The organism is Actinomadura sp. NPDC048955 (assembly GCF_040649435.1).
Taxonomy (GTDB): domain Bacteria; phylum Actinomycetota; class Actinomycetes; order Streptosporangiales; family Streptosporangiaceae; genus Spirillospora; species Spirillospora luteofluorescens.
On the sequence record NZ_JBEZJI010000013.1, the window covers coordinates 157896 to 176405 of the forward strand.

Annotated in this window: 15 protein-coding genes; 10 read left to right on the forward strand and 5 right to left on the reverse strand. The window is 73.9% G+C overall.

The window, feature by feature from the left end:
* Positions 1 to 211: 211 nt before the first annotated feature.
* Positions 212 to 772, forward strand: coding sequence for a PH domain-containing protein (locus tag AB0C84_RS16055; protein ID WP_258939417.1), 561 nt, complete (start codon positions 212 to 214; stop codon positions 770 to 772).
* Positions 769 to 2211 (forward strand): PH domain-containing protein, encoded by a 1443-nt coding sequence (locus AB0C84_RS16060; protein WP_361066240.1) that lies wholly within the window; start codon positions 769 to 771, stop codon positions 2209 to 2211. Before AB0C84_RS16055 ends, AB0C84_RS16060 begins: the two co-directional genes overlap by 4 nt.
* On the opposite strand, the gene sepH is transcribed toward AB0C84_RS16060, so the two are convergent.
* Positions 2183 to 3928, reverse strand: a complete 1746-nt coding sequence (sepH, locus tag AB0C84_RS16065) for a septation protein SepH (RefSeq protein WP_361066243.1) — start codon at positions 3926 to 3928, stop codon at positions 2183 to 2185. The two genes, AB0C84_RS16060 and sepH, sit on opposite strands and share 29 nt — an antisense overlap.
* 443 nt (positions 3929 to 4371) lie before the next feature.
* Here sepH and AB0C84_RS16070 point away from each other — a divergent pair, with 443 nt between their 5' ends.
* Positions 4372 to 5292, forward strand: a complete 921-nt coding sequence (locus AB0C84_RS16070) for a hypothetical protein (RefSeq protein WP_361066246.1) — start codon at positions 4372 to 4374, stop codon at positions 5290 to 5292.
* A 25-nt stretch (positions 5293 to 5317) separates the two neighbouring features.
* Here the strand turns inward: AB0C84_RS16070 and AB0C84_RS16075 are convergent, their stop codons facing one another.
* On the reverse strand, positions 5318 to 6628 hold the full coding sequence (locus AB0C84_RS16075) for a D-arabinono-1,4-lactone oxidase (protein WP_361066248.1): 1311 nt from the start codon (positions 6626 to 6628) through the stop codon (positions 5318 to 5320).
* Positions 6629 to 6770: 142 nt separating this feature from the next.
* Between AB0C84_RS16075 and AB0C84_RS16080 the strand changes: the two genes are divergently transcribed.
* Genes AB0C84_RS16080 through AB0C84_RS16090 form a run of 3 tightly spaced genes read left to right on the forward strand, consistent with a single transcriptional unit; the run spans position 6771 to position 9778 of the window.
* A complete protein-coding gene (locus AB0C84_RS16080) occupies positions 6771 to 8018 on the forward strand; it encodes a lytic transglycosylase domain-containing protein (RefSeq protein WP_361066251.1) in 1248 nt (415 codons plus the stop codon).
* Between the two features lie 45 nt (positions 8019 to 8063).
* Entirely contained in the window at positions 8064 to 8972 is a 909-nt protein-coding gene (locus AB0C84_RS16085) for a ferrochelatase (protein WP_339154405.1), read from the forward strand.
* On the forward strand, positions 8969 to 9778 hold the full coding sequence (locus AB0C84_RS16090; RefSeq protein ID WP_339154403.1) for an inositol monophosphatase family protein: 810 nt from the start codon (positions 8969 to 8971) through the stop codon (positions 9776 to 9778). Before AB0C84_RS16085 ends, AB0C84_RS16090 begins: the two co-directional genes overlap by 4 nt.
* 83 nt (positions 9779 to 9861) lie before the next feature.
* On the opposite strand, the gene AB0C84_RS16095 is transcribed toward AB0C84_RS16090, so the two are convergent.
* Positions 9862 to 10038 carry a hypothetical protein gene (locus AB0C84_RS16095; protein WP_179836393.1) on the reverse strand — a complete coding sequence of 59 codons (177 nt, stop codon included), beginning with the start codon at positions 10036 to 10038 and terminating at the stop codon, positions 9862 to 9864.
* Between the two features lie 235 nt (positions 10039 to 10273).
* Between AB0C84_RS16095 and AB0C84_RS16100 the strand changes: the two genes are divergently transcribed.
* Together AB0C84_RS16100 and AB0C84_RS16105 are read left to right on the forward strand one after the other, a co-directional pair.
* Positions 10274 to 10927: a response regulator transcription factor gene (locus AB0C84_RS16100; RefSeq protein ID WP_179847310.1), complete on the forward strand. Its 654-nt coding sequence runs from the start codon at positions 10274 to 10276 to the stop codon at positions 10925 to 10927.
* The gene (locus AB0C84_RS16105) at positions 10924 to 12288 is read left to right on the forward strand and encodes a HAMP domain-containing sensor histidine kinase (protein ID WP_361066256.1); all 1365 of its coding nucleotides are present in this window, start codon (positions 10924 to 10926) and stop codon (positions 12286 to 12288) included. The genes AB0C84_RS16100 and AB0C84_RS16105 overlap by 4 nt, the downstream gene beginning before the upstream one ends.
* A gap of 18 nt (positions 12289 to 12306) precedes the next feature.
* Here AB0C84_RS16105 and AB0C84_RS16110 read toward each other — a convergent pair whose 3' ends face one another.
* The gene (locus tag AB0C84_RS16110; RefSeq protein ID WP_361066259.1) at positions 12307 to 15051 is read right to left on the reverse strand and encodes an ABC transporter substrate-binding protein; all 2745 of its coding nucleotides are present in this window, start codon (positions 15049 to 15051) and stop codon (positions 12307 to 12309) included.
* Positions 15052 to 15067: 16 nt separating this feature from the next.
* On the reverse strand, positions 15068 to 16726 hold the full coding sequence (locus AB0C84_RS16115; protein ID WP_361066263.1) for a serine/threonine-protein kinase: 1659 nt from the start codon (positions 16724 to 16726) through the stop codon (positions 15068 to 15070).
* 516 nt (positions 16727 to 17242) lie between these two features.
* Between AB0C84_RS16115 and AB0C84_RS16120 the strand changes: the two genes are divergently transcribed.
* A complete protein-coding gene (locus AB0C84_RS16120) occupies positions 17243 to 17539 on the forward strand; it encodes a DUF4193 domain-containing protein (protein ID WP_117404125.1) in 297 nt (98 codons plus the stop codon).
* Positions 17540 to 17587: 48 nt separating this feature from the next.
* Positions 17588 to 18406 carry a hypothetical protein gene (locus AB0C84_RS16125; protein ID WP_361066266.1) on the forward strand — a complete coding sequence of 273 codons (819 nt, stop codon included), beginning with the start codon at positions 17588 to 17590 and terminating at the stop codon, positions 18404 to 18406.
* The last annotated feature ends 104 nt before the right edge of the window (positions 18407 to 18510 follow it).

The window sequence follows — 18510 nt, forward strand, 5'->3', positions numbered from 1 at the left end:
CGGTTCGACATGCATCCAATTTTCTGCCGCCGCCCCAGGCAGAGCGCCGCCGGCGGCGTGAACCACGCCACAAGCTCGCACGCGCCACCGACAATCTCGCACGCGCCACTGACAGAAACGACGCCGCGCCCTGGATCGTGCCGCCGATTCCCCGGAGGTTCCCGCCGCGCGGGGCGGCGGGAGGGGCCCCACGGCGCTCTAGACTCGCGGTGTGACGTCGGTGCGGCGCGGTCGCCGGAGGGACGGCGGGGGGCCGCACCCGCCGCGTCTGCGGCCGCCCGAACACCGTGTCTCGCCTCGCGCGATCGCGCACTGGGCCATCGAGTACCTGCTGCTGTGGGGCCTGGCGTTCGGCCTCGCCCTCGGCGTCGCCGCCTGGGCCGGCGACGCCGGCTGGGACGCGCCGCCCGCCTGGCTGACCGGCCGGATCGGCTGGCTCCCCTACATCGTCGGCGCCGCGGGGCTGCTCATGGTCGCGGTCGCGCCCGTGTGGCGGTACCGCGTCCACCGCTGGGAGGTCAGCTCCGACGTCGTCTACACGCGGACGGGCTGGTTCAGCCGCGAATGGCTGCTGGTGCCCGTCGGGCGCATCCAGACCGTCGACAGCAAGCAGGGCCTGATCGAACGGTTGCTCGGCCTCGCCACCATCGAGGTGAACACCGCCTCCCACACCGGTTCCTCGGAGGTCTCCGGCCTGCCCGTGGCGGTGGCGACGCGCCTCGCCGAAGACCTCGCGCACCGCGCGCACGATCTCCGCGACGACGCCACGTGACCGCACGCCTGCATCCGCTCACCTTCGTGGTCGGCGCCGTCCGCGAGCTCCTCGCCCTCCTCGCCGCCGGCGCGACGGGCCTGCTCGTGGGCGGGCTGTCCACCGCGTTCTACTTCACGCTCGTGGGGCTGGCCTTCGGGCTGATCTTCCACGCCGCGAACTGGGTGACGTTCACCTACGTCCTGCACGAGGACCGCATCGAGTTCCGGCGCGCGCTCGTCGGGCGGTCGGTCAAGAGCATCCCGCGCGACCGGATCCGGGGCGTGGACATCACCGCGTCCCTCCCGCACCGGCTGCTCCGGCTGGCGGTCGTGCACATCGACGCCGGGGCGGACGGCGGCGAGGGGGAGCTGAACGCGGTCTCCCGCACCGAGGCCGAACGGCTGCGCGGCGTCCTGCTCGCCCGGGGCGCCCCGGTCCCGCCCCGGCGCGTCCTCGGCCGGATGCGGCGGCGCTGGTACCTGTACGCCCCGCTGAGCGGCGCCTACCTGCTGACGCCGTTCGCGCTGGCGGGCAGCCTCCTCGGCACCGTCTACAACCTCGGCGACGACCTCGGCCTGATCACGCGGGAGCGCGTGGAGAGCCTCGGCCACGACGTGGTGGGGCTGCCCACCCTCGTGGTCCTGGTGCTCGCCATCCTGACGCTGATCGCCATGCCCGTCATGTCGGTGATCGCCTTCACGCTCTTCAACTGGGACTTCACCGTCCACGAGCGGGACGGGTCCGTCGTCGCCGAGCGCGGGCTCCTCACCCGCCGCAGCGTCTCCCTCGAACGCCGCCGGCTGCGGGGCGTCGAGCTCGCCGACAACCCGTTCGAGCGCGCGGCGGGAGTCGCGCGTCTCGGCGCCCTCATCACCGGCCTTGGGGACGCCGCCCAGCGGGGGCGGCTCCTGCCCGCCGCGCCCCGGGCGGCCGCCGAGGCCCTCGCCGCGCGCGTCGTCGGGAACGTCCCCGGTCCTCTGGCCGCCCACCCTCAGGCCGCGCGGAGCCGCCGCGTCGTCCGCGCGGTGGCGCCCCCGGCCGGCGTCGGCGTCCTGGCCGTCCTCGCGGGGCAGCCCTGGGTCGCGGGCGCGTGCGCGGCGGTCGCCGTCCTCGCCGTGCCGCTGGGGCTGGACCGCTACCGCCAGCTGGGCCATGCCACCGACGGGGACCGGCTCACCGTCCGGTCGGGCTCCCTGCGGCGCCGCCAGGTCGTCGTCGAGCACTCGGCCGTGATCGGCTGGCGGGTCCGCCAGACGCTCTTCCAGCGCAGGCTGGGCCTCGCCACCCTCTTCGCGGCGGTGGGCGCGGGCGACGGGGGCTGCGCGGCGACGGACATGTCCGAAAAGGACGCCGTAGCCCTCGCCGCCGCCATCACCCCCGCGTGGCTGGCCCCGTTCCTGGACGGGCCGCCCGGTGCGGGCGCCGAGCCTATTCGGGCCGGCGGGCACCGAACATGATCTCGTCCCAGGAGGGGACGGAGGCGCGCTTGCCCTTGGCCTTGCGGCGCCGGGCCGGACGCGGCGAGCCCGCGGGCTCGCCGGCCGCCGCGGCGGCCGCGGGCGATCCGGTGGCCGGCTTGTCCTGAGCGGCGGCGGGCATGGTGGGGCGCGTCGCCGGCTTCTTCTTGGCGGGCGGCCGCGAGGGCTGCCGCGCCGGGGCGGCGGGCGTGCTCTCCACGGCGGGCTCGCGCGGCGGGGCGGGCGTGCGGACGGGCGCGGTCTCCCGCTCGTCCTCGGGGACGCGCGGCGCGGAGGCGGCGGGCACCTGCGGCGTCTCGGCGGGCTCGGCCGGTTCCTCCGGCTCCGCCGAGGGGGCGGCCTGTACCGGTTCGGGAGCCTCCACGGCCTCCGGTGCCTCGCCGGCCTCGTGCGCTTCCGCTGCCTCGTGGTCGCCGCCCACCTGCTCCGGAGGAGCCGTCTCGGCCGGTTCGGCCGGTTCGGCGGCGGACGCGTGCTCCGCTTCCCGGACCTCTTCGGCGCCGTCCCCGTCGAGCGCTTCGATCTCCTCGGGAACCGCGGCCTCGTCTTCCGGCTCCTCGGCGGCCTCGACGGGTCGCGCCTCCTCCGCGGCGGCGGCGGCCTCGTCGGCGTTCTCCTCGACGGGCTCGGCGGTCTCGCCGGCCAGGTCGCGCGCGTCCTCGTCGGCCATGCCGGGGGACCCGGCGGGCTCGGCCGTCCCGGACCCGGCGGCGACGCCGGGCGGCTCCTCGCTCTGGACGGGCTTGGCGGCCTCGTCGGCGAGCGCCTCGGCGGAGGGCACCTCCGGGGCCGCCTCCTCGGCCGGCGGGGCGGGACGGGGCGGCTCAGGGGCGCGCACGGCCGGTCGCGGCGGCGTGGCCGCCTCGCGCAGGGAGGGCGGCTCGGCCGCCTCGCGAAAGGCGGGCCTCGGGTCGACCATGCGGCCGCGCTCCACGATGTACGCGCGGGGCTCCGCGGCGCGCAGCGGCTCGGGGGCGCTCTGCTCGGGCTCGGCGGGCAGGCCGCGCGAGGGCAGCCCGCGGCCGCCGGGAGCGGCGTCGCGGTCGCTGGAGACGACCTTCATCGCGGGGCGGCGAGGGACGAGCGGCGTGACGGTGTCGGAGAGCGCGTCGTCGTCGTCCCACTCGACGGAGGTGAGCCGGGCGGCGACCTCGTCCAGCGGGGAGACGTGCCGGCGGCGCGGGTCGAACGTCCACTCGGCGGCGTGCGGGCGGCCGCCCTCGAAGAAGGACAGCCGGACGCGCCAGGTGTTGTCCTCGCACTTCCAGGAGTCCCACTCGACCTCTTCCAGGTCGACGCCGCCGCGGCCGAGGCGCTCCTCGACGGTCTCGCCGAGCGGCGGGCCCGGCGTGGACTCGCCGGGGCGGCGGACGGTGACGCGCTGCGCCTGCTGGGCCATGTATTCGCGTTCCTGCAGGACCGGACCCTCGAACCAGCGGACGCGTTCGACCGGGATGCCCGCCGACTCGGCGATCTCCTCCGCGGTCTCCCCGGACCGGATGCGGGCCTGGATCTCCTTGGGGCGCAAGGGACTCTCCACTTCGATCTCGAACTGGCCGAGGCGGGAGAAGTGCCCACGGACCGCGGCGCGGAGCCGGTCGTCGACGGGCAGGGTGAACCGGGTGCCTCGGCCCGCGGTGGCCAGGACGAGGTACGTACCGTCCTCGCTGACCGCGACGAGGCGCAGCTCCTGCATGCGTGTCCTTCCTGCCCTGTCCAGATGGCACGGAGGACGCCGGACCGCGCGACCGTGCTCTGACCGGTCGGCCGTCCGATGCCCACCGAGGGCGCATGCGTGCCCTTCCCCCGGGTTCCCGAGTCTCTCTTTCGGACACACCTGCTGCCAGCACCGTACCCGGCATGTCCGAACATCGCCGCTCTCGAAGCCCTCTTCACGAGGTCGAAGAGGGCACCTGACCAAGCTTGCCGGTGCCGCGACCGGCGGGGGGCCGCTCTGCTCGATTCTTGTCCATCCTTTTCCACACCGTTCCTGACGGGGCCGCGAAGCTTCCGCCGCCCCGACGTTGCGAGCGTCACGTCGTGGGCAGGAACACCCGCGTCCTCCCGATCAGTTCACTTTCGGGGTGTCCGTGGCGAGAGACAGGGGTGAACAGGGCGATGCCGCGCAAGCTGCCGGATGTGAGCACGACGCAGCTGATCGCGAGTGCGGTGGCGACGGCGGTCGCCGCCCTGGGCGCGTCCTACCTGGGCGTGTACGGGACGATCATCGGAGCGGCGCTGATGAGCGTGATCTCGACGGCGGGGTCGGCGGTCGGCAAGCACTACCTCGACCAGGGCCGCGAGCAGATCAGGGAGATGACGCACCTGCAGTCGGCGGTCCGGCGGCGGGACATGGCCGAGGGGGCGGCGGAGGAGGCGAGGAGCGCCGATCCCACCCGGACCGTGGCGTGGTCCGGCGATCCCGGCGCGACGCGGCTGGACCCCGTGTTCGGCGGGGGCGACCCGAACGCCACGCGGCTCGATCCCGGCGGCGACCCCAACGCCACGCGCCTGGACCCGGCGCAGACGGTGGCCGCCGCGTTCGCCGAGGAGGCGGGCGAGGACGCGGTGCGCCAGGTCGTCCGGCGCTCGGCGTGGCAGAGCACGGTGGAGTGGGCCAGGGCGCACTGGGTGAAGCTGGTGGTCTCCTCGGCGGCGGTGTTCGCGGTCGTCATCGGCGGGATCACGCTCTACGAGGCGAGCACCGGCCAGCCGGTCGGCGGCGGGGGCGGCAAGGGCCTGACCGTCACCAAGGTCCTCGACGGCGGGGGCGGCGGGCGGCCGGCCGACACGCCTTCGCAGAGCCCCTCCGAAGGCACCACCGAGCAGCCCGGCTCCTCGCCGAGCGGCACGCCGACGGGCGGGTCGCCCACCGGAGGGCCGGGCTCGACGGCGCCGCAGCCGTCGTCGGAGCCGACCGAGCGCCCGACGCAGGACCCCACGACCGCGCCGCCGACGACGGCCCCGACGACCCCGGAGGCCCCGGCGACCACCGGAGGCCCGCAGGACGGCGGCCAGGGCGTCCCCACCCCGCAGAGCGGCACCACCCCCGGCGACTGACCACCCCCCGGCCAGCCCAGCACGGCTACTCGCCGAAGATCTGCCTGGTGTAGGGGTTGGCGAAGCGGCGGTCCGGGTCCAGTTCGTCGCGCAGGGCGCGGAAGTCGTCGAACCGGGGGTACACCTTCTGCAGGTAGGCGGCGTCGCGGGTGTGGAGCTTGCCCCAGTGCGGGCGGCCGTCGAGCCCGGTCAGGAGGTCTTCGACGCCGCGGAAGTAGTCCTCGTGCGGGTCGCGGTGGTAGACGTGCACGGCGATGAACGCGCTCGGCCGTCCGTGCGCCATGGACAGCCAGGCGTCCTCGGACGGAAGCAGCCGGACCTCGATGGGGAAGCTGATCCGCCAGTCGCGCTTGGTGAACAGTGAGCGGAGTTCGCGCAGGGCGGGGACGAGCGCCTCGCGCGGGATCCCGTACTCCTGCTCCTTGAAGCGGACCGTGCGAGGGCTGGTGAAGACCTTGTACGAGGTGTCGCTGTATGTGCGGGCCCCGAGTGCCTTGGCGGAGATGCCGTTCACGAAGGGCGCCGACGCGGGTGCCCTGTGGGTGACCCTGTTGACCGCCCCGAAGACGGTGTTGGACAGGAACTGGTCGTCCAGCCAGTGCTTGAACTTCGACAGAGGCTCCGCGGGGCCCTCGACGCGGTTGTTGCGCTTGGTCAGGCAGCCCTCGGTGTGCGGGAACCAGTAGAACTCGAAGTGCTCGTTGGCGGCGTCGAACTCGTCCACGCGCGCGAGCACCTCGTCCCATTTCATCGGGGCCTCCTGCGCGCGCAGGAGGAACGCCGGGACGGTCCGCCAGGTGATGGCGGTGACGACGCCGAGCGCGCCGAGCCCGGCGAGGGCCGCGGCGAACAGGTCGGGACGTTCCTCGCGCGAGCAGTTCGTCATGGTGCCGTCGGCGAGGACGAGTTCCAGGGCGGCGACCTGGGAGGCGAGCCCGGCCGCGTCGCGCCCGGTTCCGTGCGTGGCGGTCTGCAAGGCGCCCGCGACGGTCTGCTCCTGGATGTCGCCCATGTTGGCGAGTGCGAGGCCGTGCTCGTCCAGGACGCGGTTGAACGTGTGCAGCGGCAGGCCCGCCTCGACGGTGACGAGCCCCGTGGCGGTGTCGACGGAGCGGACCGCGGTGAGCGCGGTGGGACGGAGCAGGACGCCCTCGGCGACGGCGGCCCCGGTGAAGGAGTGCCCGGTGCCGGTCATGCGGATCGTGAGGCCGTCGCCGGCGGCCGACCGGACCTCGGCGGCCACCTCGGCGGCGCTGCGCGGCGTGGCGACGCGATGCGGCGTGGCCTGCTGGTTTCCCGCCCAGTTCTGCCACGTCTGGTTGGTCACTGGGGACATGCGGTGACTCTACTCAGGAATCGATCGTGAGGAAAGTTCACATTTTTGGACGGCCCGAGCGGGGGCACAGAGTCGGCGATACCGTACGATCCGGTAACCACGGCAGGCTAACCGTCCGTAGCGAGACTCGTGGGGAAATGTTGTGGCTCCTCCTTCAGCTCCGCGCACCGGCGCGATCGCCGGCGGTGAGGCGCCCGCCGCCCGTCCGCAGCGGCCGCGGCCCGAGAAGAGGAAGCGGGCTCCGCGAGGAGGGGGCGCACGGGGCGGCCGGGCCCTGCCGTTCCTCATCGGCGGTATCGCCGTGCTGGCCGTCGCCAGCACCTCCGGCGGCGTCTACGCGGCGCTGACCACGGAGAAGGCGGATCCGGCGGGGGCCGGCCCGCCGCAGGAGGCCGCGCCGCCGAACGTCCGGCCGGGCGACCCCGTCAACGTGGCCACCGGCGGCCAGGTCGCGCCGCTGCGCCGCGTCGTGCCGCCCGACGTGCTCGCCGTCGGCACCGGCTCGATCCCCGCCGCCAAGATCAACCGGATCGCGAGGCTCGGCAGGGTCGGGGACGTGGCGGCCGTCGCGGGCGGCGCCGTCCAGCTCCAGGGCCGCCAGGTGAACGCGCTCGCCGTCGACCCGTCGTCGTTCCGCTCCTGGACGCCGCCCGCGACGGCGAAGAAGACCGACCTGTGGGCCGCCCTGGCCGGGAACCAGTTCGTGGTCTCGCCCGCGGCCGCGCAGCAGCTCCAGCTCAACCGCGGCTACCAGTACCCCGTGGTGGCGCGGACGATGCCGAAGCTGACCATGGGCGGTTCCGGTCCGCTCGGCCTGCCCGGCATCGACATGCTCGTCAGCAGGAAGTCCGGGGAGGACATGGGGCTCGTCCCCAACGTGGCCGTCCTCGTCAACGCGCCCGGGGTGGACCCCGCCAAGGTCGTCAAGGCCGTCGGCAGGGTCCTCGGCCCCGGCACGAGCGTGCTGAACCTGCACGAGCGCAAGTACCAGACGCCCGCGGACGGCGGCCGCCCGGGCAGGTACCTGGACCTCTACAAGCAGGCGGCCGGGAGCTGCCGCGGCCTGTCCTGGACGGTCCTCGCCGCGATCGGCCAGGTCGAGAGCGACCACGGGCGCAACGCCGGCCGCTCCAGCGCGGGCGCGCTCGGCCCGATGCAGTTCCTGCCCTCGACGTGGAAGGCGTACGGGGTGGACGGCGACCGCGACGGCAAGGCCGACATCATGAACCCCTACGACGCCATCCCGGGGGCCGCCAAGTACCTGTGCGCGAACGGCGCCGGCAGGGGCGGGCAACAGCTCTACCGGGCCGTCTGGCAGTACAACCACGCGGACTGGTACGTCCAGAAGGTGCTCAACCTGGCGAGGGCCTACTCGGCGCGCTACGAGTGAGCACCCCTGGCGGGGGATCGGGTCCGGGGCTGATTGGATGGACGCATGACGTCGTATGACGCGTTGCTTCTGCTGTCCTTCGGAGGGCCTGAAGGGCCCGAAGAGGTGATCCCGTTCCTGGAGAACGTCACCAGGGGACGCAACATCCCCAAGGAGCGCCTGGAGGAGGTGGGAGAGCACTACTTCCTGTTCGGAGGGGTCAGTCCGATCAACCAGCAGTGCCGGGACCTCAAGGCCGCGATCGAGGCCGACTTCGCCGCCAACGGCGTGGACCTGCCCGTGTACTGGGGCAACCGGAACTGGACCCCCTATCTCGCCGACACCGTCCGGCAGATGAAGGAGGACGGGATCCGGCGCGCCGCCGCGTTCGCCACGTCCGCCTACAGCGGCTACTCGACGAACGACCAGTACCTCGAGGACATCGCCCGCGCCCGCGACGAGGTGCCCGGCGCCCCTGAGATCGACAAGCTTCCCGTCTACGCGGACCGGCCCGGCTTCATCGAGCCGTTCGCGGACGCGGCGAAGGACGCGCTGAGCCGCCTGCCCGAGGGGGCGCGGCTGGTCTTCACGGCCCACAGCGTGCCGCTGTCCCAGCCCGGCCGGGAGCTGTACACCGCGGAGCTGCACGCCGCCGCGCAGGCGGTCGCGCAGCGGGCGGCGCCCGGGGCGCCGTGGGACCTGGTGTACCAGAGCCGGAGCGGGCCGCCGAGCCAGCCGTGGCTGGAGCCGCAGATCACCGACCACCTGGAGGAGCTGCACGGCCGGGGCGTGCGCGCCGTGGCGGTCGTGCCGATCGGGTTCGTCTCCGACCACATGGAGGTCAAGTACGACCTCGACGTCGAGGCCGCGGACCTGGCCGCCGAGCTCGGGCTCGCCTACGAGCGCGCCGGCACGCCCGGAAGCGACCCGCGCTTCGCCGCCCTGCCCCGCCACCTCCTGGAAGGGGTCTCATGAGCCTGGCCGAGGAGCTGCTGGAGCTGGCCGTGGCGACCGCCCGCGAGGCGGGCCGGATGCTGGTCGACAAGCGGCCCGCGGACGGCCCGGACGTCGTCCAGACCAAGTCGTCGCCGACCGACGTCGTCACCCAGATGGACCGCGCCGCCGAACGCCTGATCATCGAGCGGATCAGGGCGGTGCGCCCCGGCGACGGCTTCCTCGGCGAGGAGGGCGGCACCCAGGCCGGCGGGAGCGGCGTGCGGTGGGTGGTCGACCCGATCGACGGCACCGTCAACTACCTCTACGACCTGCCCGACTGGGCGGTCAGCATCGCCGCCGAGGTCGACGGCGAGGCCGTCGCCGGCGTGGTGGAGATCCCGCGCCGGGAGGAGACCTACACGGCGGTGCTCGGCGGCGGCGCCCTCCAGCACACGGCGTCCGGCACGCGCGAGCTCCGCGTGAACGCGCACGTCCCGCTCGGCCGGGCGCTGGTGTCCACCGGGTTCGGCTACGAGGCGGGACGGCGGGCGCGGCAGGCGGAGGTGCTCACCGGGGTGCTGCCGAACATCCGCGACATCCGCCGGGGCGGGTCGTGCTGCGTGGACCTGTGCTCCCTCGCGGCCGGGCGGGCGGACGCCTACTACGAGCGCGGCGTGCAGGCGTGGGACATCGCCGCCGGCGGGCTGATCGTCCGGGAGGCGGGCGGGCGCGTCGAGGGGCTGCACGGCGCGGCCCCCGGCCCGGAGCTGACGATCGCCGCCGGCCCCGGCACCTTCGAGGCCCTGCACGACCTGCTGGCCCCGCTGGACCCGGCCAGGGACTGACGCGGGAGGGCGGAGACCGCGACGGGGAGCGCGGGACCGGGTCCCGGGCTCCCCGTCACGGACAGCGCCTTGCGACGGCGGGGTCAGTCGCAGCGGGGCGGTTCGACGCCGATGTCATTGTTCGCTGCGATCCGGCGCAGGTCGTCGATCTCCTCCTGGCGGATGTCCGCCAGGTAGGTGTCCCCATCCTGGTGGGCGCTCCGCAGCGACGCGTACGCGTCGTCGAGCCGCTGCTGGATCATGCGTGTCAACTCGCCCATGGGCCTCCTCCCGGATCGTGCCCATGCCTACCCAGGCCTAGGCTGAAGGTAAACCTGACTTGCGATGCAATTTTCGCGGATCCTTGCGTCCACGAGATCACGATCTGCCGTACCGGGAGAGGAACAGCTGCTTACGGGCGTCTTACGGCCTCCATGGCATATCTGAAGCGGGCATGTGTGAAGCGTCATGTTCCGGGCGCGGGGCCGGCCGTGCCCCGATGAGGAGGGGGACCCTTTGCGTGTTCTAGTCGTCGAGGACGAGCGCGTGCTCGCCGACGCGATCGCCACCGGACTGCGCCGGGAGACGCTGGCCGTGGACGTGGCCTACGACGGCGCCGGCGCGCTGGACCGGGCGAGCGTCAACGAGTACGACGTGATCGTGCTGGACCGGGACCTGCCCAAGGTGCACGGCGACGACGTCTGCAAGCAGCTCGTGGCGCAGCGCTACCCGGCGCGGATCATCATGCTGACGGCGGCGGGGGAGCTGGACGACAAGGTCGAGGGCCTGTCCATCGGCGCCGACGACTACCTGGCCAAGCCGTTCGCGTTCGCCGAGCTGATCGCCCGGGTCCGGGCCCTCGGCCGGCGCGCCGCCGCGCCGCTGCCGCCCGTCCTGGAGCGCGCCGGGATCACCCTCGACCCGGCCCGCCGCGAGGTCGCGCGCGACGGCCGCCCGGTGGAGCTGACCCGCAAGGAGTTCGCGGTGCTGGAGGTGCTGCTCAGCGCAGACGGCGCCGTCGTCAGCTCCGAGCACCTGCTGGAGAAGGCGTGGGACGAGCACATCGACCCGTTCACCAACGTGGTCCGGGTCACGATGATGACGCTGCGCAAGAAGCTCGGCGAGCCCCCGGTGATCGAGACCGTGCCCGGAGTGGGATACCGCCTGTGACCGAGGAGACCGCACCCCAGGACCGTCCGGACGGAACGGACGGCGAGGCCGCCCGCCCGACCCCGCCCCAGGAGGGCGGCGCGCAGGCCACCCAGCCGACCGCGCTCCCCGGCGACGCCGGCGACGCCGGGGCCCGGCGCGGCGGGCGGTGGCGCCGCCCCGGCCCGCAGCAGGTCCCCCAGCCGCACCCCGCGGCGAAGGGCGTGTGGCGCGGCGAGCCGGGCGGGCCGTTCGGCCAGATGACGGTGATGCCGGGCCGGATGAGCGTGCGGCTGCGCCTCACCCTGCTGTACGGGCTGCTGTTCTTCATGGCGGGCGCGCTGCTGCTGTTCGTGATGTCGGTCCTGATGGCCAACATCCTCGGCAACGTCAAGGTGATCGGCTTCGGGATCACCGACGCGGAGGCGGCCGAGCTGCAGCGCCAGTTCGTCGAGCAGACGATGCGCCAGCTCGTCGGGCGGTCGCTGCTCGCGCTCGGCGGGGTGGGCGTCATCACGCTGGTGCTCGGCTGGTTCGTCGCCGACCGGGCGCTCAGCCCCCTCCAGCGGGTCACGACGACCGCGCGCCGGCTGTCGGAGAGCACGCTGCACGAGCGGATCGCGCTGGAGGGCCCGGACGACGAGATCAAGGAGCTGGCCGACACGTTCGACGCGATGCTGGAGCGGCTCGGGCAGGCGTTCGACACCCAGCGCCGGTTCGTCGCGAACGCCTCGCACGAGCTGCGCACCCCGCTCGCGATCAACCGGACGCTGCTGGAGGTGGCGCTCGGCGACCCCGAGGTGTCCGACGACCTGCGCGCCGTCGGCCGGACGCTGCTGGCGACCAACGCCCGGCACGAGCGGCTCATCGAGGGGCTGCTGCTGCTGGCCCGCAGCGAGCGGGAGCTGACCTCCCGCACGCCGGTCGACCTGGCGGAGGTGGCGGCGACGGTGCTGGAGCATTCGGCCCGCCGCCGGCACGACAACGTCGTGGCCGTCCACCCCGAGCTGACGTCCGGGACGGCGCTCGGCGACCCGGTGCTGCTGGAGCACCTGGTGTCCAACCTCGTCGAGAACGCGATCAAGCACAACGTCGAGGACGGCGGCGAGCTGTGGATCCGCACCGGCATGCTGGAGGGCTACGCCACCGTCCAGGTCGAGAACACCGGGCCCGTCGTGCCCGCCTACGAGGTGGAGCGGCTGTTCGAGCCGTTCCGGCGGCTGAACGCCGACCGCGTCGAGTCGGCCAAGGGCGCGGGTCTCGGCCTGTCGATCGTCCGCTCGGTGGTGCTGGCCCACCGCGGCGCCGTCTACGCGGCGCCGCGTCCGGGCGGCGGACTGATCGTCACCGTCCGCCTCCCACCGGGCCAGCCGCCCGCCTGAGCGCGGCGGCCGCCGCGGCTACTTCAGCGCGGCGGTCGCCGCGGTCGGGTCGCCGTCGTAGTCCGGCTCCAGCCTGACGTACTTGCCGGGCCTGACCATGGCGACCCGGGTGTCGTTCAGGAGCGGGATGAGGGCCATGTCGTCCAGCGCCACCTTCTCGGCCTGCCTGAACAGGGCGGTCCGGTCGGCCGGCGTCGCCGTCCTGAGCGCCCTGGAGATCGTCCCGTCGAAGGTGTCGTTCCTCCACTTGCCCAGGTTGTAGAAGCCCGTCGCGTTCGCCTCGCCGCCGCCCAGCAGCGGCCACAGCATCGTGTAGGCGCCCGGGTAGTCGGGACCGTAGGGCAGGAACGCCAGCCCGGACGCGTCCTTGGACATGACGTCGTCGCGGTACTTCGTGAACTCGGAGATGGGGTAGGACTTCATCTCGACCTCCAGACCGAGCACCGACTTCAGCTGCGAGCTGACGACCGCGGCGAGGCGCTGGTCGACGGGCGACTGGCGGTAGTACAGCCGGACGGCGCTTCCCGACCTCAGCCCGGCCTGCGCGGCCAGCATCTTCGCCTTCTCGGCGTCCGTCCCGTCGCAGGACGGGCAGGCGCCCCGCCGGCCGAACCCGGGAACCGGCGCGGGGACGATGCCGTACGCGGGCTTGGGGAAACCGCCGAGCGCCAGGCTGAGCTTGCTCCGGTCGAGGGCGTAGGAGACGGCCTGCCGGGCCTCCTTCGACTCCATCGGGCCCCGGGCGGTGATCGGGACGAGCATCCGGGTGAACGGCGCGGGATGGGAGACCAGGCCCGTCCTCGGGGTCGAGGCCAGGTCCTCGGTGCCCACCGCGTACCAGTCGGTCTGCCCCGCCGTGTAGGCGGTGCGCCCCTTGGCGGAGTCGTCGGTCAGCATCACCGTGACGCCGTCCAGCTTGGTCTTGCCGAACGCCCAGCCGTCGTTGCGGACGAGCGAGACCGACGCGCCCTTGCTGTACTCCTGCAGCGTGAACGGGCCGTTGCCGATGGGACGGGTGTTGAACGCCGCGTTGTCGACCTTGCCCGCCTCCTCGGGGACGGGCATGAACGCCGGTTCGGACAGCCGGTCCGCGAAATCGCAGTTGGGGGAGGTGAGCGCGACCTGGAACGAGGTGCCCGACACCACCGTGACCCCGGACAGCAGCCCGGTCCCGGCGTCCGACACCGAGGAGTACCCCTCGATGTCGGTCATCAGGTAGGACGCGGGGCCGGTCTTGTCCGCCGCGCTGCGCGCCCAGCCGCGGGCGAACGCGTGCGCGTCGACGGCCTCGCCGTTGCTGAAGCTCGTCCCGCTCCTGAGCGTGATGGTCCACTTGCGGCATTCGGCGTCCGGCCTGATCGCCGTCGCGAGCCGGTTGCGGGCGGTGCCGTCGGCGCCGACCTCGGTGAGGCCGGTGAACAGCTGCTTGCTGAGGAACCGCTCGGTGCCGCTGAGGGCGCGCGAGGGGTCGAACCCGCCGTCGGTGGCCGTGGGCGTCGACATCGCGACGGGCAGCGTCCCGCCGATCCGCCCGCCCGTGGCCGTCGTGCCCTGGGCGCCGTCCCCGCGGAACTGGACCCAGGCGACGCCGGCGGCGAGGACCAGCACGGCCAGCGCGGCGCCCCCCACGCTGGCGAGCACGCCGATGCGGGGCCCCTTTCCGCTGCCGGACGGCTTGGTGAAGTCGACTCCGGGAGAGGAGACGGACGGCCACGCGGCGGGGGTGCTCCCGTTGACCGGCTGGGTCGGCGAGGGCCACCCCGCGCCCGGCATGGGCGGCGGCATGGGCGGCGGCGCGTGCGGCACCGGAGGGCCGGCCTGGAAGGGCGGCGGCGCCTGCGAGCGCAGCCGCGCGGACTCGGTGGCCGCCGTCTGGGCGCCCTGGGTGAGCATCAGCGCGTCCTGGGTGAGCGCCGGCGCGTCGGTCTGCCGGGCGCCCGGCTGCGGAAGGCTGCCCGCCAGCGCCAGCAGGTGCGCCAGGACCTGCTGGGAGGCGGGACGCAGTGCCGGGTCCTTGCTGAGGCAGTTCGCCACGATGCCGCGCAGCGGCTCGGGAAGGTCGCCGAGGTCGGGCGGCAGGTTCAGGATGCGGTGCATCACCGCCGGGATCGAGTCCTGCCCGAACGCGGGCCGGCCGTTCGCCGCGTACACCATCGTCGCGGCCCACGCGAACACGTCGGCGGCCGGCCCCACCGGCGCCCCGGAGATCTGCTCGGGCGCCATGTAGGCGGGGGTGCCGATCGCCGTGCTGGACATGGTCCCGGTGGCGTCCAGCGCCCGCGCGATGCCGAAGTCGATCACCCGCGGGCCGTCCGGCGCGAGCAGCACGTTGGCGGGCTTGAAGTCGCGGTGCACGACCCCCGCCTGGTGGATCGCGGCGAGCGCCGTCATCGTGCCGATCGCCAGCCGGTCCAGGTCGGCGCCGCGCCGCGGGCCGTCCTTCGCCAGCACCCGCGACAGCGCCGGCCCGTCGATGTACTCGCTGACGATGTAGGGGCGGTCGCCCTCGACGTCGGAGTCCAGGACGCGGGCCGTGCAGAACGCCGACACCCGCTTGGCGACCGCGACCTCGGCCGCGAACCGCGAGCGGGCCTTCGGGTCGCCGCTGAAGCGCGCGTGCAGCAGCTTCACGGCGACCCGATGGCCCGGTTCGTCCTCCCCGAGGTAGACGGCGCCCTGCCCGCCCTCGCCGAGGAGGCCGGTCAGCCGGTACGCGCCGAGCCGGGAGGGGTCGCCCTTGCGGAGGGGGGCGACCTCGGTCATGCGTTGGACGTCTCGGTCATGACTTGGACACGGTCCCGTAGGCGGTCGCGCTCGTCTCGGACTGGAGCTGGCGCCACTCCCACCGCATCGAGGTGCCGCCGGAGGACGGGACGAACGTGACGTACCCGGAGGCGCACTCCTTCGGGTCCATCCCCGCCATCGGCGTCTCCCGGTACTGGACCTTCGCGCTGTCCTCGTCGCCGGACAGCAGCGACAGCCGGGTGTAGCAGGTGTCCTGGGCGCCGGACGGGTAGGTGTACGTCGCGACGCCGCTGGAGTACAGCAGGGAGAACTTCACGTTGAAGGACGTGTGGCCGGATCCGGCACCCGGCTGGTACCCGTTGCCGGTCCAGTTGCCGAGCAGCCCGCCGGTGGTGCTCGAGGTCGGCGTCTCGCTCGGCGTGTAGGTGTTCGGCGGCGAGTAGGTCGGCGTCGGCGGGTCGTCGTCGCTGTTGGCGCCGATGATGGCGAGGACCACGACCACCAGGACCACGATCAGCGCGAGCGCGCCGCAGCCGATCGCGATGATCGGTCCGGCGGAGCTGGACTGCTTCGGCGGCGGGCCGTACTGCGGGCCGGGCGGCATCGGCATCCGCGGCTGGCCCTGCGGCGGGGGCGGCATCGCCCCGCCCTGGTACATCGGCATGGGCGGCGGCGTGATCGGCTGCTGCGGCGCGCCCGGGCCGGGCATCCCGCCCTGGTGCAGCGGCATGGGCGGCGGGGTGATCGGCTGCTGCTGCGGCCGGGGCCGCGGCGCCGGCGGCACCGGGGGCGGCGGCGGAAGCTGCGAGGCGATCCGGGTGCCCTGGTTGAGCAGGTCCTCCTGCCCGGCGCCCTGGTTGGCGGGCGCGGCGCCGACGTGGCCGAGCAGGTTCAGCAGCAGCTGCGCCGCGGGCGGGCGCAGACCCGCGTCCTTGGACAGGCAGCGCCCGATCAGGTCGCGCAGCGGGCCCGGGGGCAGCGCCGACAGGTCGGGCTCCTCGTTGAGGATCCGGTTGATGATGACCGGCAGCGTGTCGGCCTCGAACGGGGACTGCCCGGTGGCGGCGAACACCATGGTCGCCGCCCAGGCGAAGATGTCCACGGCCGGGGTGAGCGGCGCGCCGGTGAGCTGCTCGGGCGCCAGGTAGCCGGGCGTGCCGACCACCATGCCCGTCGCGGTGACGGCGCTCTCCTGCGAGTTGACCGTCCGCGCGATGCCGAAGTCGACGACGCGCGGGCCGTCGGAGGCCAGCATGACGTTGTTCGGCTTGAAGTCGCGGTGCACGATGCCGGCCTCGTGGATGGCCGCGAGCGCGGTCACCGTGCCGATCGCGAGCCGCTCCAGCTCCGCCGCGCTCCGCGGCCCGTCGTGCGCGACGACGTCGTGCAGGGACGGCCCGTCGATGAACTCGCTGACGACGTAGGGCTGGTCGCCCTGAACGTCGGCCTCCAGTACCCGGGCCGTGCAGAAGGGCTCGACCTTCTGCGCGGCCGCGACCTCGCGGGTGAACCGGGCACGCGCGGCCGGATCGTTGGCCATCTGTGCGTGCAGCAGTTTGACGGCGACGTACTCGCCGTTCGGCGCCTTGCCCAAGTAGACGGCGCCCTGGCCCCCGGCGCCCAACCGTCCGATGACCTCGTACCGTCCGAGTGCCCTAGGATCGCCCGGCTCCAGCGGAGCGGCATCCGGCATCTGACCCTCCAGTGACCCGCAGTGATGTCCGCGACATTGTGCGCCGGACCCGCTCGCGGGGCCCCGTTGCCGGCGATCGCCGGGCTGACCCCGCAGGGGGTCCGCCCCCAACCTCAGGCGGGCACGATATCGCGTTAGTTCTGACGTTTCACCGATGTATCCGGTTCGGTGTTCGCCCTGCCGGATCGGGCCGTCCCGCCGCGCCGCGCCGTCTGTGGGGCGGTCGGTGCGCACAACGCCTCCGGGACCGATATGATCCCCGCCGCCGCGGGAACCCCGGCAGGCGCCACGGCCCCCGCAACGGGGCGGTGTCGCCCGGCGGGCATGTGACGGATGACACAGTGCGAGGGAAGGGTCGGGTGACGGGTGTCACTCGTGGGAACGGTCGCGCCTCGTGTGTCGCAGGTCACCAACCGTGACAGAATTTCCCGCCCGGATCGGGCACAAGAACGGTCCCCCGAGCGTTAGATCCGCGCGACGGGGCGCATAAAGCACTGAGGGGGATGGAGATAGAAGATGGCGACCGACTACGACAGCCCACGCAAGACAGACGACGACCTGAGTGAGGACAGCCTCCAGGAGCTCCAGGCACGGCGCGCCGACAAGGCGGCCAGCATCATCGACGAGGACCTGGACGCCGGCGAGGTCGCCGAGCTGCCGGGCGCCGACCTGTCGAACGAGGAGCTCACCTTCCGGGTGGTGCCTCGTCAGGCCGACGAGTTCACCTGCACGCGCTGCTTCCTGGTGCACCACCGCAGCCAGCTGGCCACCGAGAAGAACGGCCAGCCGGTCTGCCGCGAGTGCGCCGCCTGACCGGCGGCCACCGGTGACGGGAAGAGGGCGCGTGACGGGAGAGGCCGGGTGACGGGAGAGATCGAACCGCGTCATGGCGAGGTGGAGCCGGCGCGCGGCGACGGCTCCACGGAGCTGGGCGAGCTGATCGGCCGGCTCGCCTCCGACGAGGACATGGACCGCGAGACCCGCGGTCGCCTGCTCGGGCGACTGGCCAGGCTGCTCGGCCAGAGCGCCCGCAGGGTGGGGGCCGCGGGCGTCGCGCGCGGCAGGTGGCTCGCCGACCTGCTGATCGCGGCCGCGCCGCACATCCCGATCCGCGATCTGGAGACCCTCCAGGCCCACCACCACGGGCTGATGGGCGAGGAGCTCGCCGACCGGATCGTCAAGGCGGCGGGCAACGCCACGACCGCCGTCGGCGCCGCGGGGGGCGCGCTGGCCGCGGTGGAGTTCGCCGCCCCGCCGCTGCTGCTGACGGCGCCCGCCCAGCTCGCCGCCGAGACGCTCGTCGTCGCGGCCATCGAGGTGAAGATGATCGCCGAGCTGCACGAGGTGTACGGCGTCAGCGTCCAGGGCAGCGGCACCGCGCGCGGTGCCGCGTTCGTGACGTCCTGGGCGCGGCAGCGCGGCATCAACCCCCTGGAGGGCGGCACCCTCACCAGCGCACTCGGCACCGCGGCCAAGAGCGCGCTGCGCAGGCGCATGCTCCGCGTCTTCGGCCGGAGCATGTCCACCATGGGCCCCCTGCTCACCGGCGCCGCGGCCGGTGCGGCCCTCAACCGCTCCGCGACCAAGGGGCTGGCGCTCAAGGTCCGCAACGACCTGCGGGAGATCGCCGGTTCCCTGCCTCCGCTCCCCGGCGACGAGCCCCCTCGCCTGGACCCGTAGCGGCCGTCCACCCCCTGGCGGCACACGCGGGCGTGCGGACCGTCTCCCCCTGCCCCTACGAGAACGCGTCGTGGCCGGTCCCTTCGATCATCGAAGGGACCGGC